This is a genomic window from Streptomyces sp. YJ-C3 (genome assembly GCF_053891275.1).
Genome location: NZ_CM132685.1, coordinates 4,408,303 through 4,428,024, shown reverse-complemented (window position 1 = coordinate 4,428,024; position 19,722 = coordinate 4,408,303). Strand labels below are relative to the sequence as shown.

Sequence of the window (19,722 nt, the reverse complement as noted above, 5' to 3'; positions counted from 1 at the left end):
GCCAGGGACTGGTCTTCGAGGTCACCGGCCCCGGGCCAGTGTGGCTGCAGAGCCGTAACACGGCAGCGCTGGTCACCCGCATGTCCGTGCCGGGTCGGTTTGAGCCCGGGCACGGTGCCTATGGTCCGGCAGTTCCCGCCGTCGAGGTCACGCGTCCGGGTCGGGCAGCACCACTTTGCCGTCCCGCAGTACTCGCATGAGGTCTCGGGCGATGTCCTGCGGTTCGGCACCGCCGGGGTTGGCCCGGAAACGGTCGCCGGCTGTCTCGGCGATGAGTACCGCGATGCGCGCGGAGAGTTGCACGGCCATGTCGTCGGGTGCGGCTCCGCTGCGTTCCGCGATCGCATGTGCGGTTGCGCTGCGGTGTTCGGCGAGGATGTCCCACAGGCGGGCGCGGGCAGCGGGCGCTTCGTCGATCACGTCTCCGGCCATGAGCACGCGCTCGCGGTCCTCGGCTGTCATCGTGAGGCGCGCGCAGACGGCCCGGCTGAGGACGGTCGGGACGTCCTCTTCCGCGGTCTGTGCACGCAACGTGCTCAGGCAGGGCCCGTACTTCTCCTGGAACCCTTCGAGGACGAGCATTTCCTTGCTGTCGAAGTACCGGTAGATCGTGACGGCACTGAGGCAGCCCTTCGATGGCTCGAGCCGAGGGTGCGTCCAGGATGTGTCGGATCTCTTCTTGCGAGTATCCGTCGTACGTCAGGGCTGCTGCCGCCCGGGTGCGCGGATCCTGGATCTCTTCAAGGACCGCGGCCACCCACATGTTCCCGAGTACCTCGGCCAGGCGTGCGTCATGGTGCGGGAGGTCGTGGCTGGTGCGCTGCAGCCCAACGGCCTTGAGGTGCCGTTCCTGGCTGTCCAGCCGCCCTCGACCAGGGCGCGCTGCCGCAATCGCGGCAGGGCCCGGGCCGCGGTCATCATGGCCGGCTCCTGGCGCAGGTCGCCGTCACGCCCCAACTCTTTGAGGTCCTGGGTGTCGTGGGGAAGGCCACCGAAGCCCCGGTGGGTGACGCGTTCGAAAATGCTGCCCAGGCGCATCCATCCGTTCAGCACCGCGAGCGCGCAACGGACCAGTTCATCGACAGACCGGTCGTACCGGGGCCCGGGCCAGTGTGTCGACGATCTGCCGATCACGTAAGAGCCGTCCGTCGGCCTGTGAGTCGGTCGTGTCACCGCACTGCTCCGGGGCCTTCGGAGGCTGTCCGGGCAGACGAGGCCCGCTGCCCTGGCTGGCGGGGCGCGGCGGTCGCCGAGGGCGCACGGTGTCGTCGCGCCCGTCGGTGCCGTCAGGTGACATGCCCGCCCTTGCCTTTTGCTTGCCGTCCGGTCCGCCTGGCGACGGGCCGTGACCTGTCGTATGTGCGTCTGCGGGACTCTCCCCACGCCGCTCGCCGCATGTGCTCCGCGAACCAAAATGTTGGAGAACGCGTGGGGCAGCGGGACGGATCCGACGCAGGAGGAGACATCCGAGACAACAACTCGACCGGAGTGTCAGGTGAGTTCCTCTTCCGCATCACGTCCGCCCGCACCGCCGGCCGCTCGGCACGTCCGGCCCCCGCGCACCGCAGTGTCCTACCGATCGCGGTCACAGTCGGCCCGTCTGCCCGTGGCCTCAGCCCTTGAAGCACTCCCCACACACCAGTCAACGGATGGTCGACCGTGTTCCCTGCAGAGCGGACCGCGCGCCTGCTGCCGGCACTGCGCCACTGCCCGTCGTCCTCGTCGTCGTCCTGTCCACGCCGGCCTGGCCGGCGCACCGGCAGCACGTCGTGCTCGAGATGGTCCGTGAGCTGATCACCTGGACATACGGCACCACACAGCAGTGAGGTGCAGCGCCTAATCCCAACCCGGACACGACCGCCCACAGACCCATCACGACCCCACAACAACACCGCAATTCGACGGCGTTGCCGGGCCTCTCCTGCCCGCGTGTCAGCGGGGCTGCCAGGTGCGTACTTCGAGGTGGACGATACGGGCGTCGGGTTGGATACGGCCGGTCTCGATCAACCACTGCTGTACGGCGGCCGTGACGTCGCCGCCTGCCGCGTCGACGCGTCGGGCAAAGCCGGCTGCGTCGAAGCCGCCAGTGGCGGCCGAGCCGTAGGAGCGTTCTTCGGTGTGGTCGGTGCGCTGGATGACGTCGCGGCGGATGCCGGGTGAGTCGGTGCGGCTGCCGGAGGGCAGGACGTAGCCGGACTTGTGGACGCGGACGGTGAAGGCGAGTCTGAGGCCGCGGCGGGCAGCTTCCGCGATGAGGGGGCGCAGGCGGGCGGAGCCGGAGGCGATGGCCTGGGCGGCAACACGGCCGGTGCCGGTACCGGTGGGGGTGATCAGGACGGCCTTGGTGCGCACGCGGGCGCGGGTGCCTTTGATGGTGGTGCGGCGGGTGGTGTGACGGGCGGCGAGGGCGGCGAGTTCGGTCAGGTCGGTGATGCCGGCGGTAGTGATGGCGGCGAGGACCTGGCGCAGGGCGGGGACGAAGGCGGCGCCTTTGTTCTTTGTGTAGAACTGGGAGACCAGGGAGGGGTCGCGGTCGATGATGCTGGCGATGTCACGTTTGGTGCAGCCGGCTTGCTGGAGTTGGTCGGCGAGTTGGGCGGCCTCGTTCAACTGGGGTGCCGGGGCGGCCGGTCGGCGGCGTGGAGGCATCAGACACTCGCCGCCGGGGTGGTGAGGGCGGTGCGTCCGGCGTCGCGCAGGGCCAGGAGTTCTTCTTCGCTGGTGGGTGCGGCCAGCGGGCCGGTGAGGTGGCCCTTTTTGAGGTAGTCGCCGGGCTGTTGGTGATAGGGCCAGGCCTGGGGCTGGGTGAGGTAGAGGGCGTCGGTGCGGAAGGCGATGACGGTGCCGGGGGCGGCGTGCAGGGCGCCGGCGTGGGTGTCGTCGGCGCGGTGGCGCTGGGTGAGCAGGGCGGCGCGGGCGCCGGACCAGATGGCGGCGGCCCATTCGGGGTGGGCGTTGGGGTCGCGGCTGAAGCCGGTGGGCCGCTGCCAGGTGATCAACTCGTCGTTAAGGCCGATGATTTCGGCGTCCGCGGGAACGTCCCGCTCCTGGGTACGGGGGGTGGTGCCGGTGACCATGCGGGGGCGTTGGGCGAAGGAGCCGATGCCATACAGGAGGATGGAGCGCACGGCGCGGGCGGCGAGGTGCGCGGCGCGGGCCTGAGGCGGGTCTTGCTGGAAGTGAGCCTGGGCGGTGAGGGTGGCCCAGGCTTCCTTGAGTTTCTTAGCCCAGTCGTCCAGTGGTTTGCCGTCCTCCCACAGGATGCCGTCGAGAACCTGGATCTTCCACGGGGTGAGCGGGTTGGTCAGGGCGGTGTGGACTTCCGGCCCGCCGGCCCAGGTGGTGAAGGTGGCACCGGGGGTGGCCGGGTAGTGCCAGGCACGGTCGCCGGGGGCAGGGGCGGGCAGCAGGCCGACGTGGTCCCAGGTATTGGGGACGGTGACGCGGATGTGCCAGTGCCCGCACCCGTACAGGGCGCGGGCCTGTTCCTTCTCGGACCAGGCGCTGAACTGGTGGCCGGTGATGCGGCGGGGGGTGCCGATGGGGGATTTCCAGGTGTGCTTGGCGTAGGCGAAGGTGCGGTCGTACTCGACAAGTTGGGGCAGGCGTTCGGGCACACGGGGCGGGGCGATCAGCTCGTTGCGGCCCTGTCCGGCGGTGGCGTGCAGCAGGCCGCGCAGTTCTTCGGACAGGACGGGGAAGCCCTCGCTGTGCTGGCCGCGGGCGGGGATGGTGCGGGTCCACAGGTCGCGGCCGGTCTGGGAGGGCGAGCCCATCAGGACGGCGTCGTCGAAGTGGCGGCGCAGGGCCTGCCAGAGCAGGACGAAGGCGTCGCGGGCGATGGCCGGGGGGGGTCCTCGGGCTGGAGGTCGAACCACTCCCCCATGGAGCGGATTTCCACGTGGGCAGATCCGCCGTCGCGCATGTAGCGGGCGACGGGGTGGCGGGCGTGGACGAAGTGTCCGGCCATTTTGTCGCGGCCGCGGCCGGTGTCGGTGCGCCAGCCCGGGGCGGGGGCATTCAGCCAGGCGGCGACCGCGTCGCGCAGGTAGGGGTAGCGCTCGGCGTCGCGGTGCCAGGGGGCGCCCGCGGTGATGTAGATGCGGTCGGCGCCGTCGGGCAGCACGTGGCAGACCGCGGTGAGGATCTCGGCGGCCGAACGGGTGCCGAGATCGAGGTGGTGGGTGTCGTTGCGGTGGACCAGGATCCCGGTGTCGGTGTCGAGGAAGACGGTGGAGCGGGTCTGCTGCACGAAGTTGGGCCGAGTGGAGGCCAGGCTCCTGGTGTGGGCGAACCAACTCTCGCCTTCCTGGCCGTCGGGGATCGAGGGCAGGGTGCGCGGCTCGTCCTGCCGTGCGGGGGCGGCCCCGGGCGGAGCCTGTGCTGCAGGCGGCGCGGGAGCCGGGTGGGGGGTGCATCAGGGCCCTCGTCGGCCGCGGGCTCGGGCGCCGTGGCGGGTGGGGGCACGTGGGGCTGTGGCGCGTGCGGCAGCGTGGGGTCGGCCTCGGGCGTCGGCGCAGGGGGCTGGTGCTTTGCGGGGGCCGTGCCGGCCAGCGTTTGCGGGGCCAGGGCCGGGACGCGGGCGACGACTTCGGCCAGGCTCAGGCCGGCGGCCGGGGCGATGCGTTCGGCCTTGGCCTTGGCGTAGCCGGCCAGTCGGGCGAGGTGCTTGTCGCGTTCGGCCTCCAGCTTGGCGAGGGCGGCCCGGGCCTTTTTGATGTCGTCGCGCACCGTGCGCAGGTCGGCGAGAGCAGCGTTGTAGCTGGATGCGTCCATCGGTTCCTCGGCTCAGGCGGTGCGGTGGGTGGGGACGTAGGCGATGGGGCCGCTGGACTGGGAGGGCAGGCGGGCTCCCAGGAGATGGTCGGCCAGGGCGCGCTCGGCGGGGGTGGCACCGGTGAGGTGTTTGGTCGGGGCGGTCAGGTCGGTGACGTATCCGGCCAGGCGGGCGTGGGGAAAGGCTCGGCGTCCGCGGGGCAAGTTCTCCCACACGTTCAGGTGGGCCAGGACGGCGACCACGTATCCGGCGACGGTCACGGGCAGGACGTTTGCGGCGGCGACGCTGGCGGCGTCGCAACGCCAGCCGCCGCGGAGCGCTTTGAGCAGGCTTTCGGGCGGCAGCAGGGCGGAGAATCCGGACCATTGCCGGTCCTCGTCGTCGATCCTGCAGGCGGCGTCCACCCGAAGAACCGCCACCTCGTCCGCATCCAGATGCTGCAGAACGGCGGTTGGGCGGGCGGCCAGGCGCTGCACGGTGTCCAGCGGAATCATCACCCGCACCCCGTGCCGTGTCAGGCCGGGGAGCAGATCGGCTCGGATCAGGCGGCGCAGCGTGGTGATGGCGCAGCCGAGTTCTTGGGCGGCCTGGCCGGTTGTCAGCAGCACCGTTCACCCTTTCCGTCCGCGAGCATCCAAGTCAACTCTGATATCTGATCGTACTCAACACTAGGCAGGAGATGACGGGGCGTCAAATGAAAGCGGGGGGGCCGTTCTCCTGGATTCGGCCAAGGCCGGCGGGTGAGGGTGTGGGCGTGGACGACCGGAGGGTCAACGGCGCTGCATGGGGCGCAGCGCTTCGGCGTGAAAGGCGGTCTCGGCCGGTCAGTTGGGTGCAGGCGTGCCGGGTGACGGCTGTGCCTGCTGCACTGCGTGACAGGCCGGCGAGGGACCGGCGAGGAGGTCCATGACGTCGATGTCGAAGCAGGCGGCCAGCAGGACGCAGTCGTCGATGCCCCACGGAGTGGCGCCGCTTCGACGTCGGCCGATCTGGGCCTGGCTCACGCCGAGCGCTTCGGCGAGTTCCGCCTGGGTCATGCCGGTTTCGTGCAGGAGCATGGCGCCAGTGGCGCGCAACTGCCGTGCCAGCTCGGTGCTCACGCGAGTGGCTTCCTTAGGGATGAGAGTTTCTCCGGGAGCCCTAGCGCGCCGTGTCGGTGCACTCACCCTTGGTAGAGAGCTTGCTCGTGCGGAGGCTGTGGGCGCCCGCCTGCGGGGGGGGCGTGCGGTGCGGGCTTCACAGGGGGTTGCGTCGCGCCTGATCGGCCGCGGGCCCGGTGGCGTTGATCTTCACTAGTCGGTCGTCGATGGCCCCTGTGGTGCGTCCGAATTCCCGGCTGAGCTGCTCGGCGTCGGCTCCCTCGGCGCTGCGCCGGGCGAGGCGGGCTTTCTCGGCATCTGTCCAGCGGGCGTGGGTGTTGCTGTGCAGTTGCCTGCGCCGCCGAAAGGCCGGTGAGTACTGCGCAGGTACGCGGACGGGTTCGACGGCGGGGCCGGGCTTGCCGGCGATGACGCCCCGGCGCACCAGTTCTAGGTGGATCTCGCCGCGCCGTCGGTTGAGCTCCTGGGCCAAGACGCCGAAGTCGCGCTCTTGGCGGTGGCGCTGCACGAGTCGCCGGGACTCCTGGGCGGTCCAGCCCGAAGCGGAGCGGGGCTGCTCGCCGGTGCCGGGGTCGGGGCAGGCGGCTTGCAGCAGACGGGAGATGACGGGCAGATCGCCGACGTCGAGGGTGCCGTGGAGTTCGCCGCGGATCCGCCATGCCCAGCGTGCCGTAGCTGTCCAGGCGGAAGGCCAGGAGCCGGCGGGCGCGCTCGTCCGTTGATGGTGTGGCTGGCGTGCTCGCCCGCTCCCCCTGTGACGGCCGCGACGGGACCTTCCCTCACCCACCATCCCCCGTTGCCTCTTGACCGAAGCCATCAAGGCTCCCACGCCAAGATCTGCTGGCTGTGCCGGCGAGCAGGTCATGGCCCCCTTGAGAGGCTGGCGGCTTCTGAAAGCTCTGCTGCAGCACCCATCACATCGCCGACGTCGTGAAGGCTGTCCTCGTCCCTCACCACGCATCAGCGTGAGGTGGGAAAACGCCCCGTGCTTCGTGGCATTCGTGGCAACTGATTCCCTCGGTCTGCTGCAGCGCCCTGGCCTTCTGCTGGGCAGTGTTGCCGTTGGATCCACCGTCCTGGACTGCACCCATGTGATCCGTGGAATCATCCTGTGCCGTCCGGCAGCCGCGCCCGCCGGGCACCTGATGCCCCACGGCAAGAAGGGCAGGCCCTCCCCACGTCAAGAAAGGGCCTGCCCGTTCATGGCGCCAGCAGCCGCAGACGGCTCCTAGCGGGCCGTGTACCACTTCACGGCGTGCGTGCGCTTCGGCCAGAAGTAGTCACCCTCGTCAGGGACGCCGATCGACGCGGTCCCCGTGTTCGACGCCCGGTACTTATAGCCCTTGTGGGCCTTCAGCGAGACGGTCGGGGACTTGCAGTACTTCTTGTTGTGGCAGCTCCCCAGCTTGCCTCCCGAGTAGTCCTTCAGCTTCCCGCTCTTGTAGGAGCTGAGGGCCGCCTCAGGGCGTTGCACGCTGCGCTTCTTGCTGCACTTCTGGTAGCCGTAGGCGTACACCTTGCCGTGGCTGCGCCACACCTTCACGTAGTTCGTGCAGCCTTCGTAGGACTTCCCGTGCCCCGTGGCCGCCTGGGCCCCGCCGCTACCCGCGCATACGCAAGCGAGCGCGATCGAGCCGACGCCAAGGCCTCGTAGAATCCTCTTCACTTGGTCCTCCCGTGCTTTTGTTACTGCAGAAGACGCAAAATCACCGAAACGACAATCCCTGAAACAGCGGACAATCCGACTTCAGCGCCTTCTTCCTTTCCCCCAGGTGTGCATCTGCGCCTCTCCGCGCGTCGGCAGGCGGCGCGGCGGCCCCACGCCTGACCGCACGGCCCAACTGCACCGCACGGCACCGCGCCCCCCCTGCTTCCGCCGCGCCCCATGCTTCCGCCCACCCAGGGAAGACCCTGCCAGCACCCGGGTGCAGCATCCTTGCAAAACGCTTGCAGACTCAGACACCCGCGATGAGTCCGGCGGCACGAGCTATGGACAAGCAGCACACCGAGCAGTAGCCGGGCTGCACCGCATCGCCGCCGGCGATCGCGCACAGCTCGCCCGGGAACGGGTCCGCGTCAGCAGGCGTCGCCGATCGCGAGGCAGGCGGTAGCCGGGACGAGACCGTGCCCTATGAAGTGACCGCCGGCGCCGCACCGGCGGTGATGGGCTCATCTGTGCCTCAGCCTGACGGCCCGAGCGCCCTCTTCATGACCGTCGGAGTGCACAGACAGGCCGTCATGGATGGTCGGTCTGCGAGACGCCCTGCGCCAGCTGACCGACCACCTCCAGCACTCCCTGGCCGAAGTCGGTCGGGGCAATCAACAGGCCGAAGACCAGCACGATCGCCACGGTCGTCCACTGATCTGAGCGGCTCCTGGCCTGCACGCGGCGCCGGATGCGGAAGTAGATGATGACGGCGAGCAGGACGGCCACATTGAGCGTCAAGATCATCGCTGAAACTCCCCCAGCGGAACAGGACAACACGTTCGGTCGGCGTGATGGCATGGACACGGTGGAGCAAGCCGACAAGGGCCGGGGCCTCACCGCCCACTGGCCGAGCAGGTGGCGCTCCGCCAGGTGCATGCGGTGCTCTCGCCCCCAAGTGGCCCCCTTGGAGAAGGAAGTGGCCGCCCGTCAGGACGCCCCCGACGGCCGCGCCGAGCACCTGGCGGGCCGTGCCGTCGACTTGCCGGCGTACGCCGGCACCGGCTGCCGGGCCGTGCTCACCGTCGCGCCGGTGCCGGCACTGAATCGGCCAGACGCGGCCCGTGGGGGCGACTGCACGAGCGTCCCGGACGACGTCGCCGGCCCCGCCGATTCGCTCTGCCCGGCATCCGTCTTGGCGCATCAGATCTCACGCAGCAGGTCTCGGCCGCACGCACGCGAAGCCTGAAGCCCTGTCACGCTCGCAGCGAGCCCGCGATCGCACCGGCCGAGCCCACGGGCCGAAGACACAGGCGGCGATCACTCCGATGACGTGGAGCACCCACCGGTGAGCCAACAACCGCTGCACCACGGCGATCACCAGCCTGCCCACGATGACCGTGGACCGCCGACCGTCACCTGCTGCTCGTGACGACGTCGACGGGAGCAGCCACGGGCTGGCCCGCTCGCCGCCGGGCACCGGCTCATTGCGGCCCTTTGGCCGCGTCGCGCCAGTGCCTGCCACCAGACCCCAGCGGTCTACCGGGTCGCATGCCGCTCGTACCTGGCGGTTTCGATCTCCCCACAACGCCCTCCCCCTGCCACAGCCATTGGCATGGCCACGCAGTAGGTATGAGAGCACGTCCCGCTGACAGTCAGTAAGAGGGCAACCACTCGTCGCCAGGCGTTTTCGGACAACGGCGTCCACGCGACGAGGCGCCCTTCTGTGGCGGCCTGCGCGCTCGACGTCAGGTCCGCTACAGGTGACTCACCGATCAGCCGCGTCGCCAAGAGCGGACGCAGCCGGCCTCGCCGCCTTCTGGCCTGCATACCCGAAGCGGCGCTCAGCCTCTCAGCGGCGGCCTGGCCCGATAACCGGCCCCACAGAGCACTTCCCATCGCGGCGGGTCCCGCAGATGCGTGGAAGCCGGGGCCGGGTGCGCTGAGACTGTCCGCGGCGAGACGCAGACGGTCCAGCCGAACAGGCCTCCGGGAGCACCCCGGTGCGGGCGGATGCGATCCGTGTGCGCGAGCGCGTCGAGGGCAACGGGTCCGCGCGGTCTCGGCCCACCGGTGCAGGCCTGGGCGTCGTCCTGGATGTGGGCGCGCTGCTGGTGCCGGGAGCGGGCAGCATCCTCGTGTTCCGGGCGGGTCCGGGCCGGCGGTGAGGCCGAGCCGGCGGGCCGGCCATCGGGCCGACAGCCCGGTCCAGTGCACGTGTTGGGGGGCGGGCTCTTCCTGCAAGGCTCGCGCAGCCGCGTGAATGGCGCCGCAGCCGTCTCCGGGCGTGCGTGAGCGGCGGCCCGAAACGACCGCCGTTGCGATCGGCGGGGCATACCGGCACGGGCGGGCGGCCGGGTCCGGCCCGGGCAGGAGCAGCCGGTCTCTGTGGCGCGCTGACGGGCGTTCGCTGCGGCGGCCAGATGTCAGCCTTGCTGCAGTGCTTTGAGGTCCTGCAGGGTCAGTTCGTTCGTTCCTCGCCACACGGCCGGGCTCTCGGCCCATTTCACGATCGCCGGATGGGCCGTTTCGTAAGGGGCCCCGGCGGCGGTGTTCCTTCCGTCGCTGTCCGCGATCTGGGTGAGGTAGGCGGCCAGGGCGTGCGGTCCGCCGCCGCTGTAGCCGATGTTGTACCTGGTGCCGCGCTGCTGCGGCAGGATCGACAGCACACCCTTCGCCGTACGGGCCCAGAACCTGCCGCCGCTGACCATGAAGTGGTGGAGCCGGTCCAGGGGGCGCAAGGCCAGCGGGGCGTACGTGTCGAAAGTCCACCGGTCGGCTGCCCCGGTGCCCGCCTGCTTGAGGTGTTTGGCGACGACCGGGAGTCCGGACTGGGGGTCGTAGTAGGCCCGGCGGCAGACACAGCCCACCGCCCCGGCAGCCGTGGAGGGGCTGCGCTGGTCGTCCTCCACGCACGGCTGGAACAGGGCAGGAATCCTCGACTGCTCCACGAGCGCGCAGTGCAGGCTGTTCGGCTCGCAGCGCTGCAGCCTGTCCAGCCATTCCAGCTCGAGGGGGGTCTGGCCCTTGATCGGCACGACGGCGTTCAGTGATGACGCGGCGACGCCCAGGGCCGGCTCGGTGTGCAGGACAAAGTGCAGATAGCCGCGCGTCGGGTCGGTCAGGTTCAAATCGCGGTGCTGGTAGGTCAATGTGACGCTCCAATAGCGTTGAAGGCGTAGCTGATTCTCGGCACGCGCTGCTGACGCAGGACCCTGAAGAACACCAATCAGCCATCTGCTGGCCGGACACCGTCGATCCCGACCCACCCCGCACGGATCACAGCTTCTCGGCACTGGGCTCACCGGCTTGGTGCAGGTGCTGGATCTTCGAGCCGAACGGTCCAGGGACTGACGAACCACAGGCGAGGTGGGCCAAGGTGAGTCGACGGACCTGGGCGGCATGTGCCGTGGTCCCTGCGCGACCGGGCCAGCCAACGCGATCCGCGGGCCTGGCATACGCCTCCCCGACCACACAGCGGCCTCGCGCGGGCGCGCTCCGGCCCCCGGCAGGAGCAGGGAGAATTCCCTGCTCGTCAGGCAGACGATGCCGGCCCGACCTCCCCTGGTCAGACATCGGCAGCGACCACGCTGTCGTGGGGTTCGGCGGACACGATGAGGACTCCGCCCTCGTCGGTGGCGGTCCGTGATGCCCGGCGTATCAGCGTCTCCCACAGCTGGGGCCAGCTGGTGGCTGCGTCCCAGCGGATACCCTCGAACCGTACGCCCTGAAGGCCCCCTCGCGCAGATCAACTCCGACGAAGCCGTGGCCGGCCCATTCCACTTCCGCCGTGGCCGACAACAGCGTCATGGCCCGTCCGCAGGCCTCTTCCAGGTCGTCTGCGAAGTCCCGAACCACCTCGTCCACGCCGAGGAAGTGTTCGGGTGCATGCTGCCCAGCAGCTGCTGGGCAGCATGCACCTCGTGCAGGAGCCGCTCGGCAGCCGCAGCGAGGAAGGCTTCGACGACGGCGAGACATCCGGGCTCCGCACAGGACGCCGAACGGCGACGAGGGCCCGGCAGGCACAGAACCTCCCCACAGCAGTCGTCCAGCTGACGGACCGCTCCGTACGCGTGACCGGCCAGTACCCCTTCGACGAAGATCTGCCCGAGCTCATGGACGGCACGCCGCCAGGCGCGCAGTGCGCCGACCACGTCGCGGGGCCAGCAGCCACGCACGAGATCCAGCGCTCGACTGCGGTGTCTGACGCGTACAACCGGCGGGCGCTTGACGAGGGTGCTGGCTGCGCTGAAGGGCATGCCCCAGCTGGAAGTGCCTGCCGCCGGCGGCGGTCTGACTCTGACGGGACATGCGTGCGCTGACCGCAGTCTCGCGGTTGCGGCGCACGGCAGCGCGCCCCCGGCCCAGAGCGAGGCCGAGGGCGCGCAATCCCGGGATGCCCCCTCCCGCCGAGAACCGGTCATCGACCGCGGTTTCGAGATGCCGGCACGCCAATGCCAGCAATATGCCGAGCGTGCCCCGGTGGCCGAGCCACCGGTGGTGGCGCAGGCAGACCTGATCGTGGACACAAGAGTCCCGCGAGCGCCGGATGCACACTCCTACTCCACCCCCACCCGCCCCTTCTCGCGGACTTCGCGACACAGGACCCTAAATTGTTCGCGAAGTTGCTGGAGTTGGTGGAGGACTTCACACCGGTCTCGCAACCTCTGCCGTCCGATCTGGTGGATGCGGACCTATCAGGTGCGCTGGCCTTCCTCGGCGACGGTCCGCGTCGCATCGCGCAGATGCTCCAGATACGCGCGATCGCCCTCTACGGCGTGGAGACCACCATCGGGATCGGCCCCTCGGGAACCCAACCGGTTCGGACATTCCTGCAGTTGCCCAACGAGAAACTCGCCTGTGGGCGGCGCCATTATGGCGGGGAACCCGGCCAGTTCGCTGGTTCTCGTGACACGCTCCCGGCACTCGGGGAGTGCGAGTGAGCGCCCACGTCTTCTTTCACCTGCGCATGCCGCAAGGCGGAGAGCTGCCCGACCTGATGGCCATCGAGCGGTTCACGCCGGTCGCCCAGGCCCTCCCCCCGACCGCAGCGGTGGCACAAGTCGGTGGGGCCCTGCGTCTGTTCGACGCGGGGCCGACAGACCTTGCCTATCGGCTGAGGCTGCAGGCGATGGCCTGGTTCAGCCTCAACGTGGTGGTGGGGATCGGGCCCTCGTGGACGGTGGCGGCGATGGCCTCGGCCCGGACTGGTTCCCACGGCGTGAAGCACGTGTCCGATGCGGAGACCGAGGCGTTCTTGCGGCCGCTGCCTGTAGGGGACCTGTACGGGATCCGACGTGCCCAGGCCGAGACACTGCGTCGTTTCGGGGTGCGGAGCATCGGGCAGCTGGCCGCGTTGCCGGCGACGACCGCGCTCCGCATTCTGGGCCGGCACGGGCGAGTGCTGCAGGAGCGCGCACGCGGGACGGACCGCCGTGCAATCTCCCCAGGCGGCACGCCGAGATCCTGTAGCGTCCGGGCCGACTTCGCGCAGGATGTCCTCGACAGTGAACAGCTCCGGACAACCGCGGCACGCCTCGCAGCTGAGTTGGGCGGCCGCCTGCGCCTCGCGCAGCAGGCGGCAGGCGGCAGGCGGCAGGCGGCAGGCGGCAGGCGGCAGGCGGCAGGCGGCAGGCGGCAGGCGGCAGGCGGCAGGCGGCAGGCGGCAGGCGGCAGGCGGCAGGCGGAGTCACTGTGATGGTGCGGCTGGCCGATGGCCAGACAGTGTCCACGACCCGGACTGTGGCCGAGCCCTCGGGTCACACCGATGTCCTGCGCGGGGCCACGTACGCGATCCTGGGCGGCTTCGCTCTGCAGCGCGCGCGGATCCGCCGGCTCACGGTCGTCGCAGAACGAATCGTGAACGCCGAGCAGGCGTACACACAGCTGACATTCGACCCGGCCCGGGCATCGTGGTTGCGTGTTGAGCCAGTGATCGACCAGCTCAACGCCCGGTTCGGTGCGGGCACAGTGGCCCCGGCTACCTCGTTCTACGGGCCGGTGTTGGACTCATGAGGGCCCGTTCCTGCATCGCGGCACCGAGAGCATTGACGCGTGATCAACGGCGGCAGGCTCGTCAGGCTCACGGCGCGAGCCCGGCCGCTTCCAATCGTGGCGTGCGTTCCGAGCGGAACGCTCGCGGTCAGGGTGCTGCCACCTTGATGCGTTGCAGCCAGGCTTTGACGGCGCGGTCGGCTTGCTCAACCTTCTCGCCTTGGACCGCGAGGCCGTCGGCGAACGAGGCGCCGCGGCAGGAGGCTGCATAGTCCTGTGCGGTGGTGCCCAGGCCGCTCATGGCGTGGGTAGTGACGGGAGCGACGGTCTTGCCGGTGAAGTCGAGGCGCTCCGTGAAGGTCGTCATGATCATGGGTGCCCGGACGTTCCAGATGGGGCTTCCCAGCAGCACGGTGTCGTAGTCATCGAGGCTGGGCAGCGCGCCTTTAATGGCGGGGCGCGCGTCGGCGTTCTGTTCGCGCACGTTGCGCTCGACGGTCGCGTCGTAACTGTCGGGGTATGGGACGGCGGGCTCGATCCGGTAGACGTCGCAGTCGATGAGATCGCTGATCTTGTGGGCCAGAACCTCGGTATTACCGACCTTGAGCGTGGTGCGATCGCCGTAGTGGTAGTTCTCGCCGGCACGCGAGAAGTACGCCAGCAGGACCTTGGGCCGCGCCACGGGGGCGTTCGTGGTCTGACTCGTTGACGGGCGCTGCCGGTCGGACGGTGGCTGGTCGTTTCCGGGTGAGCAGCTGGTGAGGTGCGGTGCGGTCATGGTGGTGGCTCCGGTCAGCAGCGCTGCGCGCAGGATGGTGCGACGCCGGGCCGACGGGTGGTTCTGCTGCGTCACGGTCGTCCTTCGCGCGGTAGGCGGCCGGGGGCGAGCGGCGCCGAGGGCGCTCGCCCCTGTGCGGGTGTGGGTCAGGCGTCCAGGCGGCGCTTGGAGAGCCAGGCGACCATCTCGGGGTCGTGGTGGTCGAAGAACAGCGTCGATCCGGTGTCCAGGGCGGCGATCCGCTCCATGTCGTCGCCGGTGAGCTCGAAGTCGAAGACGTCGAGGTTCTGTGCCATCCGGTCGGGGTTGACCGACTTGGGGATGGTGACGATGTCGCGCTGGATGAGCCAGCGCAGTACGACCTGGGCGACGGACTTGCCGTGCGCGGCGCCGATCTCGCTGAGGACGGGGTGGGTGAACAGGCCGTTCTTTCCTTCGGCGAAGCCGCCCCAGGCTTGATGCTGGACGCCGTGCTCGCGCATGAGGTCGTTGTCGGTCGTGCGCTGGAAGAACGGGTGGGTCTCGATCTGGTTGACCTGCGGGGTGATCTCGTTGTTGAAGATCAGGTCCAGGAGGCGGTCGGGGTAGAAGTTGGCAACGCCGATGGCCCGGGTCAGGCCCTCACGGTGGGCGGCTTCCATGGCACGCCACTGGCCGTATACGTCACCGAAGGGCTGGTGCATCAGGTACAGGTCGACGTGGTCCAGTCCCAGCTTGGTCAGTGAGGTCTCCAGGGCGCGGCGGGTGTTGTCCTGGGCGGGGGCGTCCTGGACCCACAGCTTGGTGGTGACGAAGAGGTCCTTTCGGGGGATGCCGCTGTTCTTGATGGCGTGGCCGACGGCTTCTTCGTTGCCGTAGGCGGCGGCGGTGTCCAGGAGTCGGTAGCCGGCGGCGAGTGCGTCGGTGACGGCGCGCTCGGTGTCGTCGGCGGGGATCTGGTAGACGCCGAAGCCGAGGATCGGCATCTCGACGCCGTTGTTGAGGGTCACGGTCTGCATGAGGGGAGATTCCTTCGCTGCGTGGGGGTGTTGCTGGGACGAAGGCCGGTCAGGGGCGGATGAGGGCCTTGAGGACCTGGCGGTCGGCCATGGCCCGGTACGCCTGCGGCGTCTGGTCGAGGGCGTAGGTCTGGTCGAAGACGCGGCCGGGGGCGATGGTGCCGTCCAGGACGTCGGGCAGGAGCTGCTCGATGTAGGCGCGGGCGGGGCTGGCGCCGCCGGTCAGGGTGATGTTGCGCATGAACTCGGCCGGGCCGATCGGGCCCTGCTCGTACTGGGGGACGCCGAGGCGGCTGATGGTGCCGCCGTCCCTCACCGCGCCGAGCGCCGTGTCGAGGGCCGGCCGGGTGCCGACGGCCTCGATGACCTTGTCCACGTTTCCGGTCAGCTCACGGATGCGGGCGATGCCCGCTTCACCGCGTTCGGCGACCACGTCGGTGGCGCCGAAGTGCCGCCCGAGATCCGTACGTGCTTCATGGCGGCCCGCGAGGACGATCCGCTCGGCGCCGAGGCGGTGGGCGGCGATGACCGCGCACAGGCCGACCGCGCCGTCCCCCACGACCAGCACCGTGTCGCCGCGCCCGACACCGGCGGTGACCGCGCCGTGGTGGCCGGTGGTCATCACGTCCGACAGCGCCAGCAGCGACGGGATCAGGGCCGAGTCGGCGGCCACCGGCAGCTTCACGAGGGTGCCATCGGCGTGCGGGACGCGGACGGCCTCACCCTGCCCGCCATCTACTCCGTCGAACCCGTACCGGCCGCCGTTGCGGCACGAGATGTGCAGGCCCCGCGCGCAGTAGTCGCAGGTGTTGTCGCTGTAGGTGAACGGCGCCACGACCAGGTCCCCCGCGCTGAGGCCGGTGACGTCCGCGCCGGTCTCCTCGACGACGCCGAGGAACTCGTGGCCCATCGGCCTGCCGGTGTCCGTGGCGGGCATCGCCCCATACGGCCACAGGTCGCTGCCGCACACGCAGGAGGCGACGACGCGGACGACGGCATCAGCGGGCTGGACGATCTTCGGGTCGGCCCGGTCCTCGACACGGACGTCCCCGGCTCCGTACATCACGGCTGCACGCATGACAGGTGTTGCTCCAAACGGGTGGGACGGCGGCGCCGGGTCGGCGTCGCCAGCAGGTGGAAGGGGGCGGTCAGCGTTCGAGCATCCGCGCCTGGGCCTCGGTGTGGGTGTCACCGGCGGCGGGCGGGAGGCTGGAGAGCGTGTCGAGCTGCTCGGCGCTCAGGGTCACTGCGTCGGCGGCGGCGTTCTCCTTGATGCGGCTCACGCGCTTGGTGCCGGGAATGGGGGCGATGTCGTCCCCCTGGGCGAGCAGCCAGGCCAGTGCCACCTGCCCGGGCGTGGCCCCGGCCTCGTCGGCTACGGCCTTGACCTCGTCGGCGAGGGCCAGGTTGCGCTGGAAGTTCTCGCCGGTGAAGCGCGGATTGCCGCGCCGGAAGTCGTTCTCGTCGAACTGGTCTGTGGAGCGGACGGTGCCGGTCAGGACACCGCGTCCGAGCGGGGAGAACGGGACCAGGCCGATGTTCAGCTCCCGCAGCACGGGCAGGACGCGCTCCTCGATACCGCGCGTGAACAGGGAGTACTCCGACTGCACCGCCGTCACCGGTTGTACGGCGTGCGCGCGGCGGATCGTGTCCGGGCCGGCCTCCGAGAGGCCGAACGCGCGGACCTTGCCCTCGGCGATCAGCTCAGCGACCGCGCCCGCGGTCTCCTCGATCGGCGTGTTCGGGTCGACCCGGTGCTGGTAGTACAGGTCGATGTAATCGGTGCCCAGCCGCTTCAGGGAGCCCTCGACCGCGGCGCGGATGTTGGCCGGGCCGGAGTCCAGGTTCCACGCGCCCTCGCCGCCGTGCGAGACCAGGCCGAACTTGGTGGCCAGCACCACCTTGTCCCGGCGCCCCTTGAGCGCCTTCCCGAGTAGTTCCTCGTTGGTGTACGGGCCGTAGATCTCGGCGGTGTCGATGAGCGTGACGCCCAGCTCCAGCGCCCGGTGCACCGTACGGATCGACTCCGCGTCGTCCGTCCCCGAGCCCGTGTAGCCGTGGGACATGCCCATCGCGCCCAGACCGATCCGGGAAACCTCCAGGTCACGCAGCTTGATGTAGCGCATTTCGCCCTCTTCGTACCGTGGCGTCGCCCGGCTCACTCGCTCTCGGCAGGTCATGCCGCGGCGGTGTGAGAGCCGGCGTCTTGCTCATCCACCTTCGCCTGGATCGCACCGTCGTGGCAGGGCGAACTCTTCGGGGGTAATGACAGGGCCCCCCACCGGCCCGCGCGGCGCGTGCTCACCGGGTGAAACTGGAGTCATGGCATCGACGAGCGCACACAGCGAGGGCGCCGAGCTGGGCCGCTACCTGCGCGCCCGCCGCACCCAGACCAGCCCCGAACACGTCGGCCTCACCATCGGCGCTGGCATCCGCCGCACCCCCGGCCTGCGCCGCGAGGAACTGGCCACCCTCGCGGGCATCAGCATCGACTACTACGTACGCCTGGAACGCGGCAAGGAGACCCGCCCCAGCCCCGCCGTCCTCGACGCGCTCGCCCGCGCCCTGCTCATGGACGACCAGGAGCACCAGCACCTGCGCGAGCTCGCCGCCCGCGCCGCTCGCTACGTCTCCGAACCGCCGCCCGCACCGAGCCGCACCGTGCGTCCCCACCTCAAGCTGCTGCTGGAATCGCTGCGCCCGAACCCCGCCTACGTGATCAGCCGCAGCATGGACATGCTCGCCTGGAACCCCGGCGGCCTCGCCCTGTACGCGGGCCTCGACGACTGGCCGGTCAAGCATCGCAACCTGGCCCGCTACCTCTTCCTGCACCCCGCCGCGCGCGATCTGTTCCCCGACTGGGACCGGCAGATCACCGCCTGCGTCGCCCGCCTGCGCGCCATCGCAGGCACCGCTCCGGACGCGCCCGACCTCACCAACCTCGTCGGCGAACTCCTCCTGAAGAGCCCCGACTTCGCGGGACTGTGGGAACGCTACGAGGTAACCGGCCGCAAGCCCACGCACAAGACGTTCCAGCACCCGCAGGTCGGCACGCTCACCCTCACCTCGCAGTCCCTGCACGTCGAAGGCACCCCCGGCCAGCGCATCGGCGTCTACACAGCCGAACCCGGCACCCCCGACCACGACGCCCTGCTCCTGCTCGACATGACCGCGCCCCGACCTGCCGAACGCCCTGTCGCAGCCCCGAAAGCCACCGGTCGGCAGCCGTAAGCGGCGTGGCTCGGCCCTCTCCCTGGCACGACTATGTTCGTTGGCAAACGACATCGCCCACCGGCGCTCGTGAGGTTCATCGGAGCCCTGGACTTCAGGACCATAGGTCCGCCTCCGTCCTTGAAAGCGTGCTGCGGGACGGGGAAACGTCTCGGCCACGGGTATGCCACCGGATCTTCAGGGTGCGACAGCATCGGGCCTGAAACGCCCCGGGTGCGCTGCACAGAGGTACGTCATGGCGGTACGCGGGTGGATCCCGAACAGTCCCACCAGGTTGAGAGGGTCGGTGTTGTGCCGTGCCTCGTCGAGGATCCGGTCGCGGCGCAGCCTGCCGACTTGATGCCCCATCCGGTGCAGGGGCCGGTCGATGGCGCTGGAGGACACCGGTGGGTGGGCCGGGTCTAAGGCGGTATGTGCCGTGACGAGGAGATGCGGGTTGGCGCCGGCGGGCCAGCGGCGGTACCGCTCGGACAGCCACAACACGATCAGGCGGCTGGTGAGCTCGTCCAGGTAGACGGTGTGGACGAGGGCGCCTGGGCGGCGTACGAGAAGCGTGCCCGCGGCGCGGTCGAGATCGTCCATCAGCAGGCCCCGCTGGTCGTGCACGGTCAGCGCGTGGACAGCAGCGAGGACGAACGTGAGCTGGGCGCGCACCGCGGGAATCTGGCGTAGCGCACCACGGAGTTGGTCCTCGTGCAGTGGCTTGGGCAGGGTGCGCGCGGCAGGTACCGGGATGTGCCGGGCCGGGTCTTGGAAGAGGAGCCCTTCGCGTTTGAGGGCGCGGAACAGCGAGCGCAGTGCGACGGAGCGGGCCTGGGCCGGGAAGCCTGTGAGTTCCGTGATGGCACGGGTGATGTGGTCATGGGTGACGGCACGCAGATTCTCGATGCCGTCGCCGTGCCAGGTCTTGAGGACCGGGACAGTTCGGCGTAGGTAGCCGCATACGGTGACCGGCGACAGGGGATGGCTGCTGCGTACGGCGGTGCCGGTTAGTACATCGATCCATCGGTGCACGGGCATACGGAACGGGCCGGGTACGGTGTCGGCCATGCGGAATCCCCCACAGACACGCAAATCAGAGAACTGATTTTTGAAATCTGCGAGTTACTGGCGCATCTTCACTCATTCGTGCGCAGCGCCCGCACAGCCCCTCGCGCTGCAGGAACTGCCCGCGCGCCTCTCCCGGGATGCTCGACGAA

20 protein-coding genes are annotated in these 19,722 nt (G+C 69.9%); 5 read left to right on the top strand and 15 right to left on the bottom strand.

Annotation, left to right across the window (positions count from 1 at the left end; all coding sequences use genetic code 11):
* Positions 1–147: 147 nt before the first annotated feature.
* Positions 148–582 (bottom strand): acyl-CoA-like ligand-binding transcription factor, encoded by a 435-nt coding sequence (locus ACVHNB_RS19820; RefSeq protein WP_456228789.1) that lies wholly within the window; start codon positions 580–582, stop codon positions 148–150.
* A gap of 1,067 nt (positions 583–1,649) precedes the next feature.
* On the opposite strand from ACVHNB_RS19820, the gene ACVHNB_RS19815 reads away from it, so the two are divergent.
* Positions 1,650–1,826 (top strand): hypothetical protein, encoded by a 177-nt coding sequence (locus tag ACVHNB_RS19815; RefSeq protein ID WP_456228788.1) that lies wholly within the window; start codon positions 1,650–1,652, stop codon positions 1,824–1,826.
* A gap of 106 nt (positions 1,827–1,932) precedes the next feature.
* Here ACVHNB_RS19815 and ACVHNB_RS19810 read toward each other — a convergent pair whose 3' ends face one another.
* The 9 genes from ACVHNB_RS19810 to ACVHNB_RS19770 form a co-directional block, all read right to left on the bottom strand.
* Positions 1,933–2,649: a helix-turn-helix domain containing protein gene (locus ACVHNB_RS19810; protein WP_456228787.1), complete on the bottom strand. Its 717-nt coding sequence runs from the start codon at positions 2,647–2,649 to the stop codon at positions 1,933–1,935.
* A complete protein-coding gene (locus ACVHNB_RS19805; RefSeq protein WP_456228786.1) occupies positions 2,649–3,878 on the bottom strand; it encodes a hypothetical protein in 1,230 nt (409 codons plus the stop codon). Before ACVHNB_RS19805 ends, ACVHNB_RS19810 begins: the two co-directional genes overlap by 1 nt.
* Positions 3,776–4,252, bottom strand: a complete 477-nt coding sequence (locus tag ACVHNB_RS19800; protein WP_456228785.1) for a hypothetical protein — start codon at positions 4,250–4,252, stop codon at positions 3,776–3,778. The genes ACVHNB_RS19805 and ACVHNB_RS19800 overlap by 103 nt, the downstream gene beginning before the upstream one ends.
* Positions 4,253–4,788: 536 nt before the next feature.
* On the bottom strand, positions 4,789–5,385 hold the full coding sequence (locus ACVHNB_RS19795) for a helix-turn-helix domain-containing protein (RefSeq protein WP_428949793.1): 597 nt from the start codon (positions 5,383–5,385) through the stop codon (positions 4,789–4,791).
* A gap of 216 nt (positions 5,386–5,601) precedes the next feature.
* Entirely contained in the window at positions 5,602–5,877 is a 276-nt protein-coding gene (locus ACVHNB_RS19790; protein WP_428949794.1) for a helix-turn-helix transcriptional regulator, read from the bottom strand.
* A 136-nt stretch (positions 5,878–6,013) separates the two neighbouring features.
* Positions 6,014–6,385, bottom strand: a complete 372-nt coding sequence (locus ACVHNB_RS19785; RefSeq protein WP_428949795.1) for a hypothetical protein — start codon at positions 6,383–6,385, stop codon at positions 6,014–6,016.
* Positions 6,386–7,105: 720 nt separating this feature from the next.
* The gene (locus tag ACVHNB_RS19780) at positions 7,106–7,420 is read right to left on the bottom strand and encodes a hypothetical protein (protein ID WP_456228784.1); all 315 of its coding nucleotides are present in this window, start codon (positions 7,418–7,420) and stop codon (positions 7,106–7,108) included.
* A 693-nt stretch (positions 7,421–8,113) separates the two neighbouring features.
* Positions 8,114–8,329, bottom strand: coding sequence for a hypothetical protein (locus tag ACVHNB_RS19775; protein WP_456228783.1), 216 nt, complete (start codon positions 8,327–8,329; stop codon positions 8,114–8,116).
* Positions 8,330–9,948: 1,619 nt separating this feature from the next.
* A complete protein-coding gene (locus ACVHNB_RS19770) occupies positions 9,949–10,674 on the bottom strand; it encodes a hypothetical protein (RefSeq protein WP_428949799.1) in 726 nt (241 codons plus the stop codon).
* A gap of 1,461 nt (positions 10,675–12,135) precedes the next feature.
* Here ACVHNB_RS19770 and ACVHNB_RS19765 point away from each other — a divergent pair.
* From ACVHNB_RS19765 to ACVHNB_RS19755, 3 genes are read left to right on the top strand one after another with little or no spacing between them, the layout of a single operon-like run.
* Positions 12,136–12,465 (top strand): hypothetical protein, encoded by a 330-nt coding sequence (locus ACVHNB_RS19765; protein ID WP_456228782.1) that lies wholly within the window; start codon positions 12,136–12,138, stop codon positions 12,463–12,465.
* A complete protein-coding gene (locus tag ACVHNB_RS19760; RefSeq protein WP_456228781.1) occupies positions 12,462–13,220 on the top strand; it encodes a DNA polymerase Y family protein in 759 nt (252 codons plus the stop codon). The genes ACVHNB_RS19765 and ACVHNB_RS19760 overlap by 4 nt, the downstream gene beginning before the upstream one ends.
* Complete coding sequence (locus tag ACVHNB_RS19755; RefSeq protein ID WP_456228780.1) at positions 13,220–13,537, top strand: hypothetical protein; 318 nt, start codon at positions 13,220–13,222, stop codon at positions 13,535–13,537. The genes ACVHNB_RS19760 and ACVHNB_RS19755 overlap by 1 nt, the downstream gene beginning before the upstream one ends.
* Before the next feature lie 127 nt (positions 13,538–13,664).
* On the opposite strand, the gene ACVHNB_RS19750 is transcribed toward ACVHNB_RS19755, so the two are convergent.
* The 4 genes from ACVHNB_RS19750 to ACVHNB_RS19735 form a co-directional block, all read right to left on the bottom strand.
* Positions 13,665–14,369 (bottom strand): flavodoxin, encoded by a 705-nt coding sequence (locus ACVHNB_RS19750; protein WP_456228779.1) that lies wholly within the window; start codon positions 14,367–14,369, stop codon positions 13,665–13,667.
* Positions 14,370–14,440: 71 nt separating this feature from the next.
* The gene (locus tag ACVHNB_RS19745) at positions 14,441–15,292 is read right to left on the bottom strand and encodes an aldo/keto reductase (RefSeq protein WP_428949804.1); all 852 of its coding nucleotides are present in this window, start codon (positions 15,290–15,292) and stop codon (positions 14,441–14,443) included.
* A 49-nt stretch (positions 15,293–15,341) separates the two neighbouring features.
* Positions 15,342–16,370, bottom strand: a complete 1,029-nt coding sequence (locus ACVHNB_RS19740; protein ID WP_456228778.1) for a zinc-binding dehydrogenase — start codon at positions 16,368–16,370, stop codon at positions 15,342–15,344.
* Positions 16,371–16,440: 70 nt separating this feature from the next.
* The gene (locus ACVHNB_RS19735; RefSeq protein ID WP_428949806.1) at positions 16,441–17,418 is read right to left on the bottom strand and encodes an aldo/keto reductase; all 978 of its coding nucleotides are present in this window, start codon (positions 17,416–17,418) and stop codon (positions 16,441–16,443) included.
* A 196-nt stretch (positions 17,419–17,614) separates the two neighbouring features.
* On the opposite strand from ACVHNB_RS19735, the gene ACVHNB_RS19730 reads away from it, so the two are divergent.
* Complete coding sequence (locus ACVHNB_RS19730) at positions 17,615–18,523, top strand: helix-turn-helix transcriptional regulator (RefSeq protein WP_456228777.1); 909 nt, start codon at positions 17,615–17,617, stop codon at positions 18,521–18,523.
* Positions 18,524–18,700: 177 nt separating this feature from the next.
* On the opposite strand, the gene ACVHNB_RS19725 is transcribed toward ACVHNB_RS19730, so the two are convergent.
* The gene (locus tag ACVHNB_RS19725) at positions 18,701–19,573 is read right to left on the bottom strand and encodes a site-specific integrase (protein ID WP_456228776.1); all 873 of its coding nucleotides are present in this window, start codon (positions 19,571–19,573) and stop codon (positions 18,701–18,703) included.
* Positions 19,574–19,722: the final 149 nt, after the last annotated feature.

Excerpts from the sequence above, each read along its gene's own strand:
- ACVHNB_RS19820 (WP_456228789.1), bottom strand. The coding sequence starts at position 582 with ATGCTCGTCCTCGAAGGGTTCCAGGAGAAGTACGGGCCCTGCCTGAGC.
- ACVHNB_RS19815 (WP_456228788.1), top strand. The coding sequence starts at position 1,650 with ATGGTCGACCGTGTTCCCTGCAGAGCGGACCGCGCGCCTGCTGCCGGC.
- ACVHNB_RS19810 (WP_456228787.1), bottom strand. The coding sequence starts at position 2,649 with ATGCCTCCACGCCGCCGACCGGCCGCCCCGGCACCCCAGTTGAACGAG.
- ACVHNB_RS19775 (WP_456228783.1), bottom strand. The coding sequence starts at position 8,329 with ATGATCTTGACGCTCAATGTGGCCGTCCTGCTCGCCGTCATCATCTAC.
- ACVHNB_RS19755 (WP_456228780.1), top strand. The coding sequence starts at position 13,220 with ATGGTGCGGCTGGCCGATGGCCAGACAGTGTCCACGACCCGGACTGTG.
- ACVHNB_RS19745 (WP_428949804.1), bottom strand. The coding sequence starts at position 15,292 with ATGCAGACCGTGACCCTCAACAACGGCGTCGAGATGCCGATCCTCGGC.
- ACVHNB_RS19740 (WP_456228778.1), bottom strand. The coding sequence starts at position 16,370 with ATGCGTGCAGCCGTGATGTACGGAGCCGGGGACGTCCGTGTCGAGGAC.
- ACVHNB_RS19735 (WP_428949806.1), bottom strand. The coding sequence starts at position 17,418 with ATGCGCTACATCAAGCTGCGTGACCTGGAGGTTTCCCGGATCGGTCTG.
- ACVHNB_RS19730 (WP_456228777.1), top strand. The coding sequence starts at position 17,615 with ATGGCATCGACGAGCGCACACAGCGAGGGCGCCGAGCTGGGCCGCTAC.
- ACVHNB_RS19725 (WP_456228776.1), bottom strand. The coding sequence starts at position 19,573 with ATGGCCGACACCGTACCCGGCCCGTTCCGTATGCCCGTGCACCGATGG.